Below are 17878 nucleotides of genomic sequence, written 5' to 3'. Positions count from 1 at the left end.
GCCTCCGGCAACTTGCATAAAAACAAACACAACACGCACCCGGAATGATGAAAAAATATCTCGCGCTGGCTTTGATTGCGCCGTTGCTCATCTCCTGTTCGACGACCAAAAAAGGCGATACCTATAACGAAGCCTGGGTCAAAGATACCAACGGTTTTGATATTCTGATGGGGCAATTTGCCCACAATATTGAGAACATCTGGGGATTCAAAGAGGTGGTGATCGCCGGTCCTAAGGACTACGTGAAATACACCGATCAATATCAGACCCGCAGCCACATCAACTTCGATGACGGTACGATTACTATCGAAACTATCGCCGGGACAGAACCTGCCGCGCATTTGCGCCGGGCAATTATCAAAACGTTGCTGATGGGTGACGATCCGAGTTCGGTCGATCTCTATTCCGACGTTGATGATATTACGATTTCGAAAGAACCTTTCCTTTACGGTCAGGTGGTGGACAACACCGGGCAGCCGATTCGCTGGGAAGGTCGCGCAAGCAACTTCGCGGATTATCTGCTGAAAAACCGTCTGCAAAGCCGCAGTAACGGGCTGCGTATCATCTACAGCGTCACCATTAACATGGTACCGAACCACCTTGATAAACGTGCGCACAAATATCTCGGCATGGTCCGCCAGGCGTCACGGAAATATGGCGTTGATGAGTCGCTGATTCTGGCAATTATGCAGACCGAATCTTCCTTTAACCCGTATGCGGTCAGCCGTTCCGATGCGCTGGGATTAATGCAGGTGGTACAACATACTGCCGGGAAAGATGTGTTCCGCTCGCAGGGGAAATCCGGCACGCCGAGCCGCAGTTTCTTGTTTGATCCTGCCAGCAATATTGATACCGGCACCGCGTATCTGGCGATGCTGAACAATGTTTATCTCGGCGGAATTGATAACCCAACATCGCGGCGTTATGCCGTCATCACCGCCTATAACGGCGGCGCAGGCAGCGTGCTGCGAGTCTTTTCGAATGATAAGATTCAGGCTGCCAATATTATTAACACCATGACGCCGGGCGATGTTTATCAGACGCTGACGACCCGCCATCCCTCTGCGGAATCTCGCCGTTATCTTTATAAAGTGAATACCGCGCAAAAATCCTACCGCCGCCGATAATTCCATTAACCGCCCCTGACGATGCTCAGGGGCAAAAATGTTATCCACATCACAATTTCGTTTTGCAAATTGGGAATGTTTGCAATTATTTGCCACAGGTAACAAAAAACCAGTCCGCGAAGTTGATAGAATCCCATCATCTCGCACGGTCAAATGTGCTTTTTCAAACACTCATCCGCATCACAATGTGAGGAAATTAACATGAATCTTAAGCTGCAGCTGAAAATCCTCTCTTTTCTGCAGTTCTGTCTGTGGGGAAGTTGGCTGACGACCCTCGGCTCCTATATGTTTGTTACCCTGAAGTTTGACGGTGCTTCTATTGGCGCAGTTTATAGCTCACTGGGTATCGCCGCGGTATTTATGCCTGCGCTGCTGGGGATTGTGGCCGACAAATGGTTAAGTGCGAAATGGGTATATGCCATTTGCCACACCATTGGCGCTATCACGCTGTTCATGGCGGCACAGGTCACGACGCCGGAAGCGATGTTCCTTGTGATATTGATTAACTCGTTTGCTTATATGCCAACGCTTGGGTTAATCAACACCATCTCTTACTATCGCCTGCAAAATGCCGGGATGGATATCGTTACTGACTTCCCGCCAATCCGTATCTGGGGCACCATCGGCTTTATCATGGCAATGTGGGTGGTGAGCCTGTCTGGCTTCGAATTAAGCCACATGCAGCTGTATATTGGCGCAGCACTTTCCGCCATTCTGGTTCTGTTTACCCTGACTCTGCCGCATATTCCGGTTGCTAAACAGCAAGCGAATCAGAGCTGGACAACCCTGCTGGGCCTCGATGCATTCGCGCTGTTTAAAAACAAGCGTATGGCAATCTTCTTCATCTTCTCAATGCTGCTGGGCGCGGAACTGCAGATTACCAACATGTTCGGTAATACCTTCCTGCACAGCTTCGACAAAGATCCGATGTTTGCCAGCAGCTTCATCGTGCAGCATGCGTCAATCATCATGTCGATTTCGCAGATCTCTGAAACCCTGTTCATTCTGACCATCCCGTTCTTCTTAAGCCGCTACGGTATTAAGAACGTAATGATGATCAGTATTGTGGCGTGGATCCTGCGTTTTGCGCTGTTTGCTTACGGCGACCCGACTCCGTTCGGTACTGTACTGCTGGTACTGTCGATGATCGTTTACGGTTGCGCATTCGACTTCTTCAACATCTCTGGTTCGGTGTTTGTCGAAAAAGAAGTTAGCCCGGCAATTCGCGCCAGTGCACAAGGGATGTTCCTGATGATGACTAACGGCTTCGGCTGTATCCTCGGCGGCATCGTGAGCGGTAAAGTTGTTGAGATGTACACCCAAAACGGCATTACCGACTGGCAGACCGTATGGTTGATTTTCGCTGGTTATTCCGTGGTTCTGGCCTTCGCGTTCATGGCGATGTTCAAATATAAACACGTTCGTGTCCCGACAGGCACACAGACGGTTAGCCACTAATTACGCAAAGAAAAACGGGTCGCCAGAAGGTGACCCGTTTTTTTATTCTTACTTCAACACATAACCGTACAATCGTTTCATGCCATCCGCATCGGTTTCGCTATAGACACCTTGCAACTCCGGCGAAAATCCCGGCAACAAATTCACGCCTTCTTCCAGCGCAAGGAAATAACGTTGAACCGCCCCACCCCAGACTTCCCCGGGAACCACGCAAAGCACGCCAGGTGGATAAGGCAACGCCCCTTCTGCCGCAATTCGCCCTTCGGCATCACGAATCCGCACCAACTCCACTTCACCGCGAATATAAGGCAGTATGACTTTCCGTGAGACAGATGCTGGCCAACGTGGGATATTTAACGTGGGTTAACATCGTTGTCAGAGCCGCATGGGTGAGCTGTTGCTACACCCCGGTATTTCCACCACGGAGGCCAGCATGAACAACAATAACACATTGTACGTCGGGTTAGATGTTCACAAAGAATCGATTACTGTCGCTTATGCTATCAATTCAGAACCTGTTGAACTGATGGGTAAAATTGGCACATCACCTACTGATATTCAGAATCTTTGTAAACGTCTCAGGTCAAAGTCATCGCAGGTCAGTATCGTTTATGAAGCGGGGCCCTGTGGTTATGGACTTTATCGTCGGCTGGTGAAATCCGGTTTTGACTGCATGGTCTGCGCCCCCTCACTTATCCCGAAAAAACCGGGGGAGCGGGTTAAAACCGATCGCCGTGATGCCATCAGACTTGTGCGTTCACTGCGTGCAGGAGATCTTTCTGCTGTCTACGTACCCGGCATTGAAGATGAGGCATTCCGGGATTTGGCCCGGGCATGGGCATCTGCCCGCGATGATTTACGGCATGCAAGGCAACGTCTGAAATCGTTTCTTCTGGTTCATGGGGTCCATTATGTCGGGCGAGCAGATTGGGGCCCTGCACACCGACGCTGGCTCAGCAAATACTCATTCGAAAGTCCCTGGCGACAATTAGCTTTTGACGAACACCGTCGTACAATAGAAGACCGGCAGGCACAATGTGAACGGCTGGAATCCGCCCTGAAGGAGGCCGTTACCGAATGGAGGCTGTATCCGGTAGTAGAGGCGCTGCAAGCCATGCGAGGGATTCAGTTTATTACTGCGGTTGGATTAATTTCTGAACTGGGTGATCTGACCCGTTTTGAACATCCACGACAACTGATGTCATGGTTTGGTATCACGCCATCAGAATATTCATCGGGTGGAAGCAGACATCAGGGCAGCATTACCAAAGCCGGAAACAGCTATGCCAGAAAGCTATTGGTCGAGGCAGCGTGGAGTTACCGTCATCCGGCACGCATCAGTCCGGCAATACAAAAAAGGCAGGAAAATTTACCCCGCCCCGTCATTGACAGAGCATGGGATGCTCAACTCAGGCTTTGTAAGAGGTATCGAAAACTTCAGGCCAAAGGAAAGAATGTCAATATTACAATTGTTGCTGTTGCACGTGAGCTGGCGGGTTTTATCTGGGATATGGGCCGAATAGCAATGTCTGTCGCACAACAACCACAATGTCACAAATAAAAAATGAGAATAACCAGTTCCCTGAAGGCGACGTAGCCCGGTACAAGAGTAACGCACGTTAGCGCTTGGCGACGGCGGAACAAAGCTGATTCGCGACGTAAGAAAGTGGCAGGCTCATATGACGGACCTCTGTAATGCGGTATCCAACCCGCGAATATCAGCGTGATTCACCGTCGGATTTACTGCTACGTCGCCCTCAGGGAATTAAACCTAAAAAGAAAATCGTCAAAATTAGAGATTCCGGTTTGACACGGAAAGTCATATCAGCGCTATGCGCATCCTGGGGGTTCATCACCACTGACGGGAAACTCTGCTGGCGGAACATCGCTTTTTGTAGGTCTTTGACGTCGAAACTGACATACAGATCGTGCATCTCCTGACACAACTGGCGCAGGGTGTAGTCGCGATAGCGCACCGGATATTTGTTATAAACGCTCGGCAACACCTCAGCCAGCGGCGAGTCATCCTCAATATGCTGTTCAAATTGCGCCAGCATCGCCACCAGTTGTGCCAGCTTCTCGTGGCTTTCCGCCGGAGTTAATAAGAACAGAATGGAGTTGAGATCGCACTTCTCCGGCACAATGCCGTTCTCACGCAGATAGTGCGCCAGAATCGTCGCCGGAACGCCAAAGTCGCTATATTCGCCGGTTTCGGCATTGATACCTGGTGTAGTGAGTAACAGCTTGCACGGATCAACAAAATACTGATCCGCGGCATATCCTTCAAAGCCGTGCCACTTCGCCCCCGGCTCAAAACTGAAAAAACGGCGGTCGCTGGCTAACACAGATGTCGGATAATCCTGCCACAATTTGCCATCAACAACGGGCGGGATAAACGGGCGGAACAGCTTACAGCGCGCAAGAATAGCCTTGCGCGACTCAATACCCAACTCAACGCACTCAGCCCACAGCCGACGCCCACTCTCCCCTTCATGAATTTTGGCGTTAACATCCAGTGCAGCAAACAGCGGATAGAAAGGGCTGGTAGAAGCATGGAGCATAAAGGCGTTATTCAACCGCTTATGCGGGCAAAAACGCGCCTGTCCGCGGATATGGTTATCTTTTTTATGGATCTGCGACGTCTGTGAGAATCCCGCCTGCTGTTTGTGCACCGACTGAGTCACAAAGATCCCCGGATCGTTTTCGTTAAGTTCTAATAGCAGCGGCGAGCTATCCGCCATCATCGGGATAAACTGTTCGTAACCGACCCACGCGGAATCAAACAGAATGTAATCACACAGATGCCCAACGGTATCGATCACCTGACGGGCGTTATAGACAGTTCCGTCATAGGTTCCCAGCTGAATAATCGCCAGGCGAAACGGGCGCGGCAGCTCGGCTTTTTCTGGCGCAACGTCGCGAATTTGCTGGCGCAGATACTCTTCATTAAAACAGTGCGCATCAATACCGCCAATGAAACCAAACGGGTTGCGTGAAGCTTCCAGATAGACCGACGTCGCCCCCGCCTGAATCAGCGCGCCGTGATGATTCGACTTATGGTTGTTACGGTCGAAGAGCACCAGATCGCCACGCGTTAACAGCGCATTCGTCACCACTTTATTCGCTGCCGATGTGCCGTTCAGCACAAAATAGGTTTTATCGGCATGAAAGACTTTGGCTGCGAATTTCTGCGCATCCTTCGCCGATCCTTCATGAATAAGCAGATCGCCCAATTTTACGTCAGCGTTACACATATCGGCGCGAAAGACGTTCTCACCAAAGAAATCGTAAAAATGGCGTCCGGCAGGATGCTTTTTAAAAAACGCACCATGTTGATGTCCAGGGCAAGCAAAGGTGCTGTTGCCCATCTCAACGTACTGCGTCAGCGTGTCATAAAACGGTGGCAGCAAATTCTCTTCATACTGACAGGCTGCGGATTCCAGCTCCAGCCACTGCTGCTCGTTGCCGTTGATTACCGCCGTAACGCCCGCAGGTAATTCAACAGCATGTTCGGAATACAAAAACACCGGTAGATGAAAACCGGTGCGCTTAAGCAACGCAAGAATGCCACTGCGACTATCCGCAGCGGTAATGACGACTGCCGCGACATCCGTAAAATCAGTATCTCCCAACGCCACCACGCGGCGATGAGTAGAAAGTCGGGATACCAGTTCACTACTGGCGGCAATATTCATTGATTTCATAAGCGCAAAACCCGTTTCGGGGAAGTAAGAATACCGGACAAAGTGTAAAACCCTGCCCCATGAGATATGGGTCAAACTGGTCACCAGCTCCGACCGCCAGACATCAGTAAAAGCAGAAACGCTCTGATTTTACTGTTGTCCTGCAGTGAACGTGCGTTAACTTCACCGCATGAGCAGTAACATAGAAAGGGAAACGTTTCGCGCGAAACGGCGATAAGCGAGAGAATGTAAGGAGATGGCGTGCATCGGGCAAACTCCGTACAGAGAGGAGAAAATTCGCGCAATCATGGCACCTTTCGCTAAGGCGTGCAAGCCAGGACTTTGCGACCAGACAAGCCATCAACAAGGCAAAAAGTTCATAATAAGAAAATCAAACAATACAGCTAACAGGAACTCTTGTGGTCATCGGCCCTTTTATCAACGCTAGTGCAGTCTTACTGGGTGGCGTTCTCGGCGCACTGCTCAGCCAACGCTTACCGGAACGTATCCGCGTCTCCATGACATCTATTTTTGGTCTGGCATCGCTGGGGATTGGTATTTTACTGGTTGTGAAATGCGCCAACCTTCCAGCGATGGTTTTAGCTACGCTACTTGGCGCTCTAATTGGCGAAATTTGTTTGCTGGAGAAAGGTGTCAATACAGCAGTCGCCAAAGCACAAAATCTGTTTCGTCACTCACGTAAGAAGCCAGCGCATGAATCTTTTATTCAGAATTATGTCGCGATTATTGTCCTGTTTTGCGCCAGCGGCACCGGGATCTTCGGGGCGATGAACGAAGGGATGACCGGCGATCCGAGTATTTTAATCGCCAAGTCATTTCTTGATTTCTTTACGGCGATGATCTTCGCCTGCTCGCTGGGTATTGCGGTGTCGGTAATTAGTATCCCATTACTGATCATCCAGCTAACGCTAGCGTGGGCTGCCGCGCTGATATTACCGCTGACCACACCGTCGATGATGGCAGACTTCAGCGCCGTAGGCGGTTTATTGCTGCTGGCAACCGGATTACGCATCTGTGGCATTAAAATGTTCCCGGTGGTCAACATGCTTCCAGCACTCCTTCTGGCAATGCCGCTTTCCGCCGCCTGGACCGCCTGGTTTGCCTGACAATGCGTGCAATAGCGGCAAAGTGATGATAGATTGTGCAGTCTGCAGTAAATTGAAGAAATTTGATTGACGAGACGAGGCGAATCAGGTTTAATGCGCCCCGTTGCCCGGATAGCTCAGTCGGTAGAGCAGGGGATTGAAAATCCCCGTGTCCTTGGTTCGATTCCGAGTCCGGGCACCAAATTCATATCAACGGACCTCCACGGAGGTCCGTTTTTCGTTTCAGAACGCCACGATTTAAGCGTTCTGCCTACAAATCAATTCTACCGAACTCAACCAGATTCCCCCCACATCAACCCCATTGTGTGGGTATAATTGCGGGCATACCCCAGTTCGACAGAATTTGTACCCTCTTTAACGCATTCAGAAGGCTGAACTATGGCACTGACTGACGCAAAAATCCGGGCTGCAAAGCCCACTGACAAGGCTTATAAACTCACTGACGGGGCTGGCATGTTCCTGCTGGTACATCCTAATGGCTCCCGTTACTGGCGTCTCCGTTATCGTATTCTGGGTAAGGAGAAGACTCTGGCACTTGGTGTGTATCCAGAAGTTTCTCTCTCCGAAGCTCGTACAAAACGGGATGAGGCCCGAAAACTGATTTCGGAGGGGGTTGACCCTTGCGAACAGAAAAGAGCTAAAAAAGTAGTCCCTGATTTACAGCTCTCTTTTGAACATATTGCGCGACGCTGGCATGCCAGTAATAAACAATGGGCACAATCACACAGCAATAAAGTACTCAAAAGCCTTGAGACTCACGTTTTCCCCTTTATCGGCAACCGGGATATCACAACACTCAATACCCCGGATCTGCTTATCCCTGTTCGTGCTGCAGAAGCTAAACAAATTTATGAAATCGCCAGTCGTCTGCAGCAAAGAATATCTGCCGTAATGCGTTATGCCGTACAGTCTGGCATCATCAGATATAATCCTGCTCTGGATATGGCTGGCGCATTGACTACGGTAAAACGCCAGCATCGCCCCGCTCTTGATCTTTCTCGCCTGCCTGAACTTTTGTCGCGTATTGGCAGTTACAAAGGGCAACCTGTCACCCAGCTTGCCGTTATGCTGAATTTACTGGTTTTTATTCGTTCCAGTGAACTCAGATACGCCCGCTGGTCTGAAATTGATATTGACAATGCCATGTGGACTATTCCAGCCGAACGCGAACCCCTGCCAGGCGTAAAATTCTCACACCGGGGCTCCAAGATGCGAACACCACATCTTGTGCCACTCAGCAAACAGGCTGTAGCCATACTGACAGAACTACAGACATGGGCTGGTGAAAATGGTCTGATCTTTACGGGAGCACATGACCCGCGTAAACCAATCAGTGAAAATGTAATGAACGCATCCCACACAATTAAACACGGAGCAGTATGATGGTTAAAAGGGTGAAACTGGCAGGTGTGGAGCCTCGCAGATTTCCGGCATCATAGTGCCCAATACGGGATGCATAAAGCTCCCTCAGACTGGAGACTCCACAAATGAAATATACACCGGTTGGCGTTGATATCGCAAAACATGTCATTCAGATTCACTTCATCAATGAGCACACAGGTGAAGTGGTTGATAAACAGTTGCGTAGACAGGATTTTCTGACGTTCTTCGGCAACCGTGAGCCATGCCTGATTGGTATGGAGGCCTGTGGAGGTTCTCAGCACTGGGCACGGGAACTGACAAAACTTGGTCATAAAGTCCGGTTGTTGCAGGCCCGCTTCGTTAAGGCATTCGTCATGGGCAATAAGAATGATGTGATGGATGCCCGGGCTATCTGGATGGCGGTTCAGCAGCCGGGTAAAGAAATCGCCGTAAAAACAGAAGAACAGCAGTCGGTACTGGTTCTGCACCGTACCCGCATGCAACTGGTGAAGTTCCGGACCGCACAAATTAATGCCCTGCACGGGACGTTACTGGAGTTTGGTGAAACCATCCACAAAGGCCGGGCAGCGATGGAGCGGGAGTTCCCCGAAGCACTGGAACGGATGAAAGAGAGACTGCCACCGTATCTCATTATGGTTCTGGAAAACCAGTACAACCGACTGAATGAGCTGGACTCACTGATAGAGGATATTGAAAAACAGCTTACCAGCGTGGCGAGGCAGAATGAAACCTGTAAGCGGTTGCTGGATATTCCTGGCGTTGGACCACTTATTGCGACGGCAGCGGTGGCCACCATGGGGGAAGCATCAGCGTTTAAATCGGGGCGAGAGTTCGCCGCATATGTTGGTCTGGTTCCAAAACAAACTGGCTCCGGAGGGAAAGTACGTCTGCTGGGGATAAGCAAACGTGGTGACACTTATCTCAGGACATTATTTATCCACGGTGCAAGAGCGGTGGCATTAGTAGCTAAAGAGCCTGGCCCGTGGATAACCGAACTGAAAAAACGTCGTCCAGCCAGTGTGGCAATCGTCGCCATGGCAAACAAGCTGGCACGAACAGTATGGGCGATAACCGCCCATGACCGTAAGTATGACAGGAACCACGTCAGTATCAGACCATATTAATCGCTGATACCATTAAACAATGAACTCTTAACAAAAGGGTGAATGCTGAAAGGTTGCTATGGCGGCCAGAGTGATGACAAAGACAGGTAAGACCGTGACTCACTAAACCTGAACAGTATTTTGGGCTTGAAGTCCGCCGTGAAAATAAGGGGTGAGTCGGCGAATTACATAGGGGCTCGCAGCGTTACGGCTGCAATAAAGCCGGATATAAAGCTGCAACCTACCCGTCATGTCAAAACAATGGATGCCTTGCAAACGGGATGCGTTCATATAAATACTGTAAATAAAGCCCTGAGGGTGATGGGGTATGACACAACCCAGGATGTCTGTGGCCATGGATTCCGGGCGATGGCGTGCAGTGCATTGATTGAATCAGGTTTGTGGTCCCGCGATGCTGTGGAACGTCAGATGAGCCATCAGGAGCGTAATGGTGTACGTGCTGCGTATATCCATAAAGCAGAACATCTGGAAGAACGTCGACTGATGCTACAGTGGTGGGCAGATTTTCTGGATGCGAACAGAGATAAGGGTATCAGCCCGTTTGAATATGCAAAGATTAACAATCCATTAAAATAGTAAGCAGTCCGGGCTGATTGCCCGGACTGCTTTAACTGATTATTTTTCTTTGTAAATGATGACGAAGATTGATGTTCTGGCAAGTTACTCCGGCTTCCATTAAAGTCCCTTCGTCATGTTCTTCAGGCTATTTATGACTGTGATTAGCACCAGGAATATCTGGTTTCCATGAGAGCAGGTAATAACCCCCGGTGTTTTCGGCTGTTCTGGTATCCTTGTCCAACACAGGCAGTCATTATAAACGGTAAAAAATGTATTCACTGTTATGAAATCAATAGTCCTGACGTACTGTTGAATGTGCTTGTGTTCTGAACCTTGTACAACCAGTACATTTGATACCGAATTATAAACAAAACATTGCATCCAACTTTTTCAATATGGACAATAGTTGTCCATATGGTGGTTTTATATTCGATAAATCAATGGATTTCATTGAGTCACAGGACTGGTAATGGATGAAAATGCTTTAGGGTTTACCTCATACTGGCGCAACTCGCTTGCGGATGCTGAGTCAGGAAAGGGCAGTTTTGAACGGAAAGACGCCAAAAATTTCACTCACTGGCATGGGATAGCGGCGGGACGTCTTGACGAAGCGATTGTCAGTAAATTTTTTAAGGGAGAAAAAGACGATGTCGAAACGGTCGATGTCATCTTGCGCCCAAAAGTTTATTTCCGGTTACTGCAGCATGGTAAGGACCGTTCTGCAGGTGCGCCTGATATTGTTACCCCGATAGTGACGCCAGCCTTGCTAAGCCGTGAGGGTTTTTTATATCCGACGCCAGCGACCTCCATTCCCAGAGACCTGCTTGAACCTTTGCCAAAAGGAGCATTTTCGATTGGTGAGATTGGGCAGTATGACAAATACAAGACGACCCATACCACGTTCTCTATCAACTTTGATGACAGCGTTGATAAGACTGCCGAAACGGATGAAGAACGGGAAGCACGATATGCCGCCTTGCAGCAGGAGTGGCGTCAATATCTGTATGACTCAGAGAGGCTACTGAAGAGCGTTGCCGGCGACTGGATTGAAAAACCTGAGCAATATGAACTCGCTGAGCACGGTTATATTGTTAAAACGGCTCAATCTGGCGGTGCCAGTTCCCATATCCTTTCTCTTTATGATCACCTGATTGTTTGCAATAAGGATGTGCCGCTCTTCAATCGCTTCGCCTCGCGAGAGGTTCATGCTGCAGAGTCTTTGCTGGCCCCAGGAGCAAAATTCAGCGACAGGCTTGGACACTCCGGAGATAAGTTTCCGCTGGCAAAGGCTCAGCGCGATGCCTTAAGCCATTTTCTGGATGCAAGACATGGCGATATCCTTGCTGTTAATGGCCCTCCGGGAACCGGAAAAACCACGCTGGTGCTTTCTATCATCGCCACGCAGTGGGCCAGAGCGGCTCTCGAAAAATCTGAGCCTCCGGTTATTATCGCGACTTCAACGAATAACCAGGCTGTAACGAACATTATTGAGGCATTCGGGAAAGACTTTTCGCAAGGTTCAGGTGCGATGGCCGGGCGATGGTTGCCAGAGCTGAAAAGCTTCGGTGCTTATTTTCCCTCAAGCAGTCGTAAAGCTGAGGCAGCCAAAAAATATCAAACTGAAGATTTCTTCAACCAGGTTGAGTCAAAAGAGTATGTAGAGGATGCACTGCTGTTTTATCTGGAAAAGGCTAAGGCAGCCTTTCCTGGAAAAGAGTGTTCATCCCCTGAAAAGGTCATTGAACTCCTGCATGGTCAGTTGGCAGCAAAATCTGAGCAACTGATAAGACTGAACGCAACATGGCAAACGTTAAGCCAGATTCGGGCTGCGCGTGAGCTTATTGCTAATGATATTGAGCAATATCTCGATAATTTAAATAAATTACTTTCCGGACAAGAACAAAAAGTCACTCTACTGAAGAGTGCTAAAACGGAATGGAAAAAATATCGCGCCGGTGAATCACTGATCTATTCATTATTTTCCTGGCTCCCGGCGGTTCGCAATAAGCGACAGTACCAAATACAGCTGTTTCTCGAAGATAAATTAGGCGCGCTGATTGCAGGAAATCAGTGGTCTGATCCTGAAACTATCGAACGTAATATTGATGGGCTGCTCAATTCCGCTGAGCGCGAGCAAACAACATACCGGCAGCAGATTGACTCCGCCCATGAAATCGTTCTTAAAGAACAGCAGGCGGTTCAGGAGTGGCAGAGGCTGGCATTTGATTTAGGGTATGAGGGCGACGAGGAACTGAGCTTCTCACAGGCCGATGAACTGGCTGATACGCAGATTCGCTTCCCTGCATTTTTACTGACGACTCACTACTGGGAAGGTCGTTGGCTGATGGATATGGCCAGCATTGATGATCTGCAGGACGAGAAGAAGAAAAAAGGTGCTAAAGGGGTAACCGCCCGTTGGCAACGTCGAATGAAACTCACGCCATGTGTGGTAATGACATGCTATATGCTGCCCGGTAATATGCAGATAAGTGAGCACAAAGGACAACGTAAATTCGAGAAAAGTTATTTGTATGATTTTGCCGATTTACTCATTGTCGATGAAGCCGGGCAGGTGCTTCCTGAAGTGGCTGCTGCCTCGTTTGCATTAGCTAAGAAGGCATTAGTGATTGGCGATACGGAGCAGATCCCGCCAATATGGAGTATTGCTCCTGCGATTGATGTCGGTAACATGCTGGCGGAAAAAATTCTGTCTGGCAGTACGCAAGAAGAGATTACCGAGAAATATACGGCAATCGCAGACCTTGGTAAAAGTGCCGCATCTGGCAGCGTTATGAAAATAGCGCAGTTTGCTTCGCGCTATCAATATGATCCCGAACTGGCTCGTGGTATGTACCTATATGAACACCGCCGGTGCTACGACAATATTATTGGATACTGTAATACGCTCTGCTATCACGGTAAGTTGTTGCCTAAAAGAGGGCGTGAAGAGAGCAATTTAATGCCCGCAATGGGGTATCTCCATATTGATGGTAAAGGAGAGCTGGCAAGTAGTGGAAGTCGATATAATTTGCTTGAGGCTGAAACGATAGCGGTCTGGTTGGCAGAGAACCAGCAAAATATTGAAGCGCATTACGGTAAATCGCTTCATGAAGTTGTCGGTATTGTGACGCCTTTTAGCGCTCAGGTATCCACTATCAAACAGGTGCTGGGCAAACAAGGTATCAGTACAGGCACGAATGAAAAGTCGCTCACAGTGGGCACCGTGCACTCTCTTCAGGGAGCGGAAAGAGCGATTGTGATATTCTCGCCAGTCTATTCAAAACATGAAGACGGCGGGTTTATTGATAGCGATAACAGCATGCTGAATGTTGCAGTCTCCCGTGCGAAGGACAGTTTTCTGGTCTTCGGCGATATGGACCTGTTTGAGGTCCAGCCAGCCTCATCGCCACGGGGATTACTGGCAAAATACCTCTTTGAGTCAGAGAAGAATGCGCTCTCTTTTGATTATAAAGAGCGTAAGGATTTAAAAACCGCCGGGACCAAAATCTACACACTTCATGGTGTGGAGCAACATGATAATTTCCTGAATCAGACATTTGAAAATACCAGTAAACACATCACGATAATTTCTCCATGGCTGACCTGGCAAAGGCTGGAGCAAACCGGTTTTCTTGATTCCATGATTGCGGCGTGTTCACGTGGAATTAACGTCACGATAGTCACTGACAGAAGCTACAACACTGAACATAATGATTTTGAGAAGCGAAAAGAGAAGCAGCAGAACTTTAAAGCGGCGCTGGAGAAACTGAATGCGCTGGGTATTGCTACAAAGCTGGTAAACCGTGTTCATAGCAAAATTGTTATTGGTGATGATGGTTTGCTGTGTGTGGGATCGTTCAACTGGTTTAGTGCGACACGGGAAGCGCGATATGAACGATACGATACATCAATGGTTTATTGCGGTGATAACCTGAAGGGTGAGATTGAGGCTATTTATAATAGTCTTGAGAGGCGTCAGGTTTAGTGAGGTAGCCTGAGTTTAACGGACACTCCTTCCTGAAATAGAATGGCATCAGAAGGAGCTAATAATGAGCAGAAAAACCCAACGTTACTCTAAAGAGTTCAAAGCCGAAGCTGTCAGAACGGTTCTTGAAAATCAACTTTCGATCAGTGAAGGCGCTTCCCGATTATCTCTTCCTGAAGGCACTTTAGGACAATGGGTTACCGCCGCCAGAAAAGGGCTCGGTACTCCTGGTTCCCGCACGGTGGCTGAACTGGAATCTGAAATTCTGCAACTGCGTAAGGCGTTAAATGAAGCTCGCCTTGAGCGAGATATATTAAAAAAAGCAACAGCGTATTTTGCACAGGAGTCGCTGAAAAATACGCGTTAATCGAACAATGGCGACAACAATTTCCCATTGAAGCGATGTGTCAGGTATTTGGTGTATCCAGGAGCGGTTATTACAACTGGGTACAGCATGAACCCTCAGACAGAAAACAAAGTGATGAGCGGCTAAAACTGGAGATTAAGGTGGCACATATCCGCACTCGCGAAACATATGGAACCCGGCGGCTCCAGACGGAGCTGGCAGAGAATGGCATCATCGTTGGTCGTGACCGACTGGCACGTCTTCGTAAGGAGCTAAGGCTACGCTGTAAGCAGAAACGCAAGTTCAGAGCGACTACGAACTCGAACCACAATCTGCCAGTTGCGCCAAATCTGCTGAACCAGACGTTCGCTCCTACAGCACCAAATCAGGTCTGGGTGGCGGACCTGACGTATGTTGCCACACAGGAGGGATGGTTGTACCTCGCTGGCATCAAAGATGTTTATACGTGCGAAATTGTCGGCTACGCCATGGGAGAGCGCATGACAAAAGAGCTGACAGGTAAAGCCCTGTTTATGGCGCTCAGGAGCCAGCGCCCACCTGCCGGGCTAATCCACCACTCTGATCGAGGTTCACAGTACTGCGCATACGATTACCGGGTCATACAGGAGCAGTTTGGTCTGAAAACATCAATGTCGCGTAAAGGTAACTGTTACGACAACGCTCCGATGGAAAGCTTCTGGGGAACGCTGAAAAATGAGAGCCTGAGCCACTATCGTTTTAATAACCGGGATGAAGCCATCTCAGTAATACGGGAATACATTGAGATTTTCTACAATCGTCAGCGTCGTCACTCTCGTCTGGGGAATATCTCCCCGGCAGCCTTCAGGGAAAAATATCATCAGATGGCTGCTTAAAAAAAGAACAAATGGTAGTGTCCGCTATTGCCAGTACACCTCATAGAGCAGGAATGGTGAGTAGCCATCTTACCGATCGTTTTCGAGCGTAAGATGGCTGAATGGAATGGCTATTATTGCACAGTCCTTAATTATAACATTCATACCGACATGATTATCTTCTGTCCGGAAGAATCAGAGGCTCAGAACGCTGAAAAATGAGAGCCTGAGCCACTATCGTTTTAATAACCGGGATGAAGCCATCTCAGTAATACGGGAATACATTGAGATTTTCTACAATCGTCAGCGTCGTCACTCTCGTCTGGGGAATATCTCCCCGGCAGCCTTCAGGGAAAAATATCATCAGATGGCTGCTTAAAAAAAGAACAAATGGTAGTGTCCGCTATTGCCAGTACACCTCAGACTGGTGCCAGGTGAATATTCCAGTGGAAACAGTATTCGTCCCAGAGGAATAACAAAAGTTGGAAACAGCGAACTGAGACGTCTGCTTTACGAAGCCGCTTGGTCTTATCGTACACCTGCAAAAGTTGGAGCATGGCTTATATATTACCGACCGGACTCTGTAACACAATATTCCAAAGATATTGCATGGAAAGCTCAACAACGATTGTGTTCTCGTTACCGAACTCTGACAGCAAAAGGGAAAAAATCACAAGTAGCCATTACGGCGGTGGCTCGTGAGTTAACTGGATTTATGTGGGATATTGCACTTGCTGCCCAATCATCATTCAGTCAGCAGAAGCAAAATTAAACCCTGAAGCAGTCAGACACGGAATGAGTGATCCTCGAAAAAGTTTTCTTCCCGAGACAGACTGCACGAAGCGCTCTTTCTGCTGCATTATTATCTACCTCAGCCAGGCCATCATCACAGAAGTTGCACAACGCAGCCCAGTGCTTCCTGATATACCGGAACGCATCTCCCAGACGACATTTCTTCGATAACGTGTGTTCTTTCTCCTGCATCAGCTTATACAGGGAAGTCAGGAGCGGTCTACTCTGCATTTGCCTGACCGCCAGGCGTTCAGACACCGGTAACCCGCGTATATCGTGCTCTATGGCGTACAGTTCACCGATTAGTTTCAGAGCTTCTTCCGCCGTCGCGCTTTTAGTACTGATATATACATCGTGGATTTTGCGTCGCGCATGAGCCCAGCATCCTGCTTCCGTCCGTCGGCGCGCAGCTCTCCAATCCGGATAATATCACCGACAACGCCGACCGGATCAGTGATGAGTGGAAGGCCTTCGACCGCGCCATCGAAAGTAACCACGGTGTTCCTGAGGCTGCCGCACGCCTGAAAGAACACCTCCGGGACTTCCGTAACACACATGCCGCCGCACAGCTGGGCGTTTCTGCTGTGGCGGCCCTTCCCGGTGATCGCCTCTCTGCCGCACTGATGGTTAAATCACACGGCACCGTCAGTGTCGACGGTAAAGTCTCTGATGCTGACCTCACTTACCTGGAAGAGGTGGCAAACAGCACCGGGCAGGAGGTGGACAAAAGCCGCCTGACATCACAGGCCTTTGCCCGCGCGGCACTGATCACTGATGTGGGTATTGCTCTGGCTACGGAACTGGAAACGGCCGGGCAGAAATGGTCTCTGGGCTTCCCCCCCAAATTCCAGCGCGTCGACCTGTTCAACTACAACGTGCTGGTCAGAAATTATGACAGCAGCGCCTTCAAAGGCGACCGCTACCACAACACGAAAAATGGCATCAACGCCGACATCGGTGCCAGTACGGACCTGGATGACAACTGGACGCTGGGACTGGTCGCACAGAACCTGATCCCCCGTAGTATTGAGACAAAAGAAGTGAACGGTATCACGGAAACCTTCAGGATCCGCCCGCAGGTGACGGCCGGTGTCTCCTGGCACAACGCGATGTTCACCACCGCATTTGATGTGGATCTGACCCCGGCCAGCGGTTTCACCTCCGACAGCAACCGTCAGTTTGCCGCCATTGGCGCAGAATTTAATGCCTGGAAATGGGCACAGCTGCGCGCCGGTTACCGTCAGAATCTGGCCGGTAACGACGGCAGTGCATTCACGGCCGGGGTGGGGATCTCACCGTTTGATGTGGTTCACCTTGATGTTGCAGGCCTGATCGGCACGGACAACACTTACGGTGCGGTCGCACAGTTCCAGTTCACCTTCTGAGTTCCACCTGCAAAACAGCATGCACATTATCGCTGCATGTTGTTTCCATCATCAAA

At 49.3% G+C, this 17878-nt stretch carries 8 protein-coding genes, 1 tRNA gene and 8 pseudogenes; 13 read left to right on the top strand and 4 right to left on the bottom strand.

The window, feature by feature from the left end; all coding sequences use genetic code 11:
- Positions 1–47: 47 nt before the first annotated feature.
- Together mltC and nupG are read left to right on the top strand one after the other, a co-directional pair.
- Complete coding sequence (gene mltC, locus C1P89_RS23845; RefSeq protein WP_001298916.1) at positions 48–1127, top strand: membrane-bound lytic murein transglycosylase MltC; 1080 nt, start codon at positions 48–50, stop codon at positions 1125–1127.
- A gap of 201 nt (positions 1128–1328) precedes the next feature.
- Positions 1329–2585: a nucleoside permease NupG gene (nupG, locus tag C1P89_RS23840; RefSeq protein WP_001049791.1), complete on the top strand. Its 1257-nt coding sequence runs from the start codon at positions 1329–1331 to the stop codon at positions 2583–2585.
- A gap of 48 nt (positions 2586–2633) precedes the next feature.
- On the opposite strand, the pseudogene C1P89_RS23835 reads toward nupG, so the two are convergent.
- Positions 2634–2891 (bottom strand): annotated as a pseudogene (locus C1P89_RS23835) (Orn/Lys/Arg family decarboxylase); the annotation flags it as partial.
- A gap of 127 nt (positions 2892–3018) precedes the next feature.
- Here C1P89_RS23835 and C1P89_RS23825 point away from each other — a divergent pair.
- Positions 3019–4146 (top strand): IS110-like element ISSso6 family transposase, encoded by a 1128-nt coding sequence (locus C1P89_RS23825; protein ID WP_001063816.1) that lies wholly within the window; start codon positions 3019–3021, stop codon positions 4144–4146.
- Positions 4147–4411: 265 nt separating this feature from the next.
- Here C1P89_RS23825 and speC read toward each other — a convergent pair.
- A pseudogene (gene speC, locus C1P89_RS23820) lies at positions 4412–6289 on the bottom strand (ornithine decarboxylase); the annotation flags it as partial.
- 162 nt (positions 6290–6451) lie between these two features.
- On the bottom strand, positions 6452–6535 hold the full coding sequence (gene yqgH, locus C1P89_RS26195) for a protein YqgH (protein WP_211180506.1): 84 nt from the start codon (positions 6533–6535) through the stop codon (positions 6452–6454).
- A gap of 152 nt (positions 6536–6687) precedes the next feature.
- Between yqgH and C1P89_RS23815 the strand changes: the two genes are divergently transcribed.
- From C1P89_RS23815 to C1P89_RS23765, 9 genes and pseudogenes are all read left to right on the top strand, one after another.
- Positions 6688–7395: a DUF554 domain-containing protein gene (locus tag C1P89_RS23815; protein ID WP_000234514.1), complete on the top strand. Its 708-nt coding sequence runs from the start codon at positions 6688–6690 to the stop codon at positions 7393–7395.
- 105 nt (positions 7396–7500) lie between these two features.
- Positions 7501–7576, top strand: a tRNA-Phe gene (locus tag C1P89_RS23810).
- A 197-nt stretch (positions 7577–7773) separates the two neighbouring features.
- Positions 7774–8745, top strand: a pseudogene (locus C1P89_RS23805) (tyrosine-type recombinase/integrase); the annotation flags it as partial.
- A 137-nt stretch (positions 8746–8882) separates the two neighbouring features.
- Positions 8883–9902: an IS110-like element ISEc11 family transposase gene (locus C1P89_RS23800; RefSeq protein ID WP_000878026.1), complete on the top strand. Its 1020-nt coding sequence runs from the start codon at positions 8883–8885 to the stop codon at positions 9900–9902.
- Between the two features lie 273 nt (positions 9903–10175).
- Positions 10176–10478, top strand: a pseudogene (locus C1P89_RS23790) (tyrosine-type recombinase/integrase); the annotation flags it as partial.
- A 451-nt stretch (positions 10479–10929) separates the two neighbouring features.
- Positions 10930–14445, top strand: coding sequence for an AAA domain-containing protein (locus C1P89_RS23780; protein WP_000344109.1), 3516 nt, complete (start codon positions 10930–10932; stop codon positions 14443–14445).
- Positions 14446–14509: 64 nt separating this feature from the next.
- A protein-coding gene (locus C1P89_RS23775; RefSeq protein WP_085948186.1) for an IS3-like element IS600 family transposase occupies positions 14510–15666 on the top strand; the annotation gives its coding sequence in 2 pieces (ribosomal slippage) (positions 14510–14759 and positions 14759–15666; 1158 coding nt in all).
- A gap of 187 nt (positions 15667–15853) precedes the next feature.
- Positions 15854–16024, top strand: a pseudogene (locus C1P89_RS23770) (IS3 family transposase); the annotation flags it as partial.
- Positions 16025–16051: 27 nt separating this feature from the next.
- Positions 16052–16417: pseudogene (locus tag C1P89_RS23765) on the top strand (transposase); the annotation flags it as partial.
- A 38-nt stretch (positions 16418–16455) separates the two neighbouring features.
- On the opposite strand, the pseudogene C1P89_RS23760 reads toward C1P89_RS23765, so the two are convergent.
- Positions 16456–16833: pseudogene (locus C1P89_RS23760) on the bottom strand (IS66 family transposase); the annotation flags it as partial.
- On the opposite strand from C1P89_RS23760, the pseudogene C1P89_RS23755 reads away from it, so the two are divergent.
- Positions 16818–17822, top strand: a pseudogene (locus C1P89_RS23755) (conjugal transfer protein TraF); the annotation flags it as partial. The pseudogenes C1P89_RS23760 and C1P89_RS23755 sit on opposite strands and share 16 nt — an antisense overlap.
- Positions 17823–17878: the final 56 nt, after the last annotated feature.

It is taken from the genome of Shigella sonnei (assembly GCF_002950395.1).
Lineage (GTDB): Bacteria > Pseudomonadota > Gammaproteobacteria > Enterobacterales > Enterobacteriaceae > ECMA0423.
Note: the sequence above shows the minus strand (reverse complement) of the source record. Positions and strands in the feature narration are given on the sequence as shown.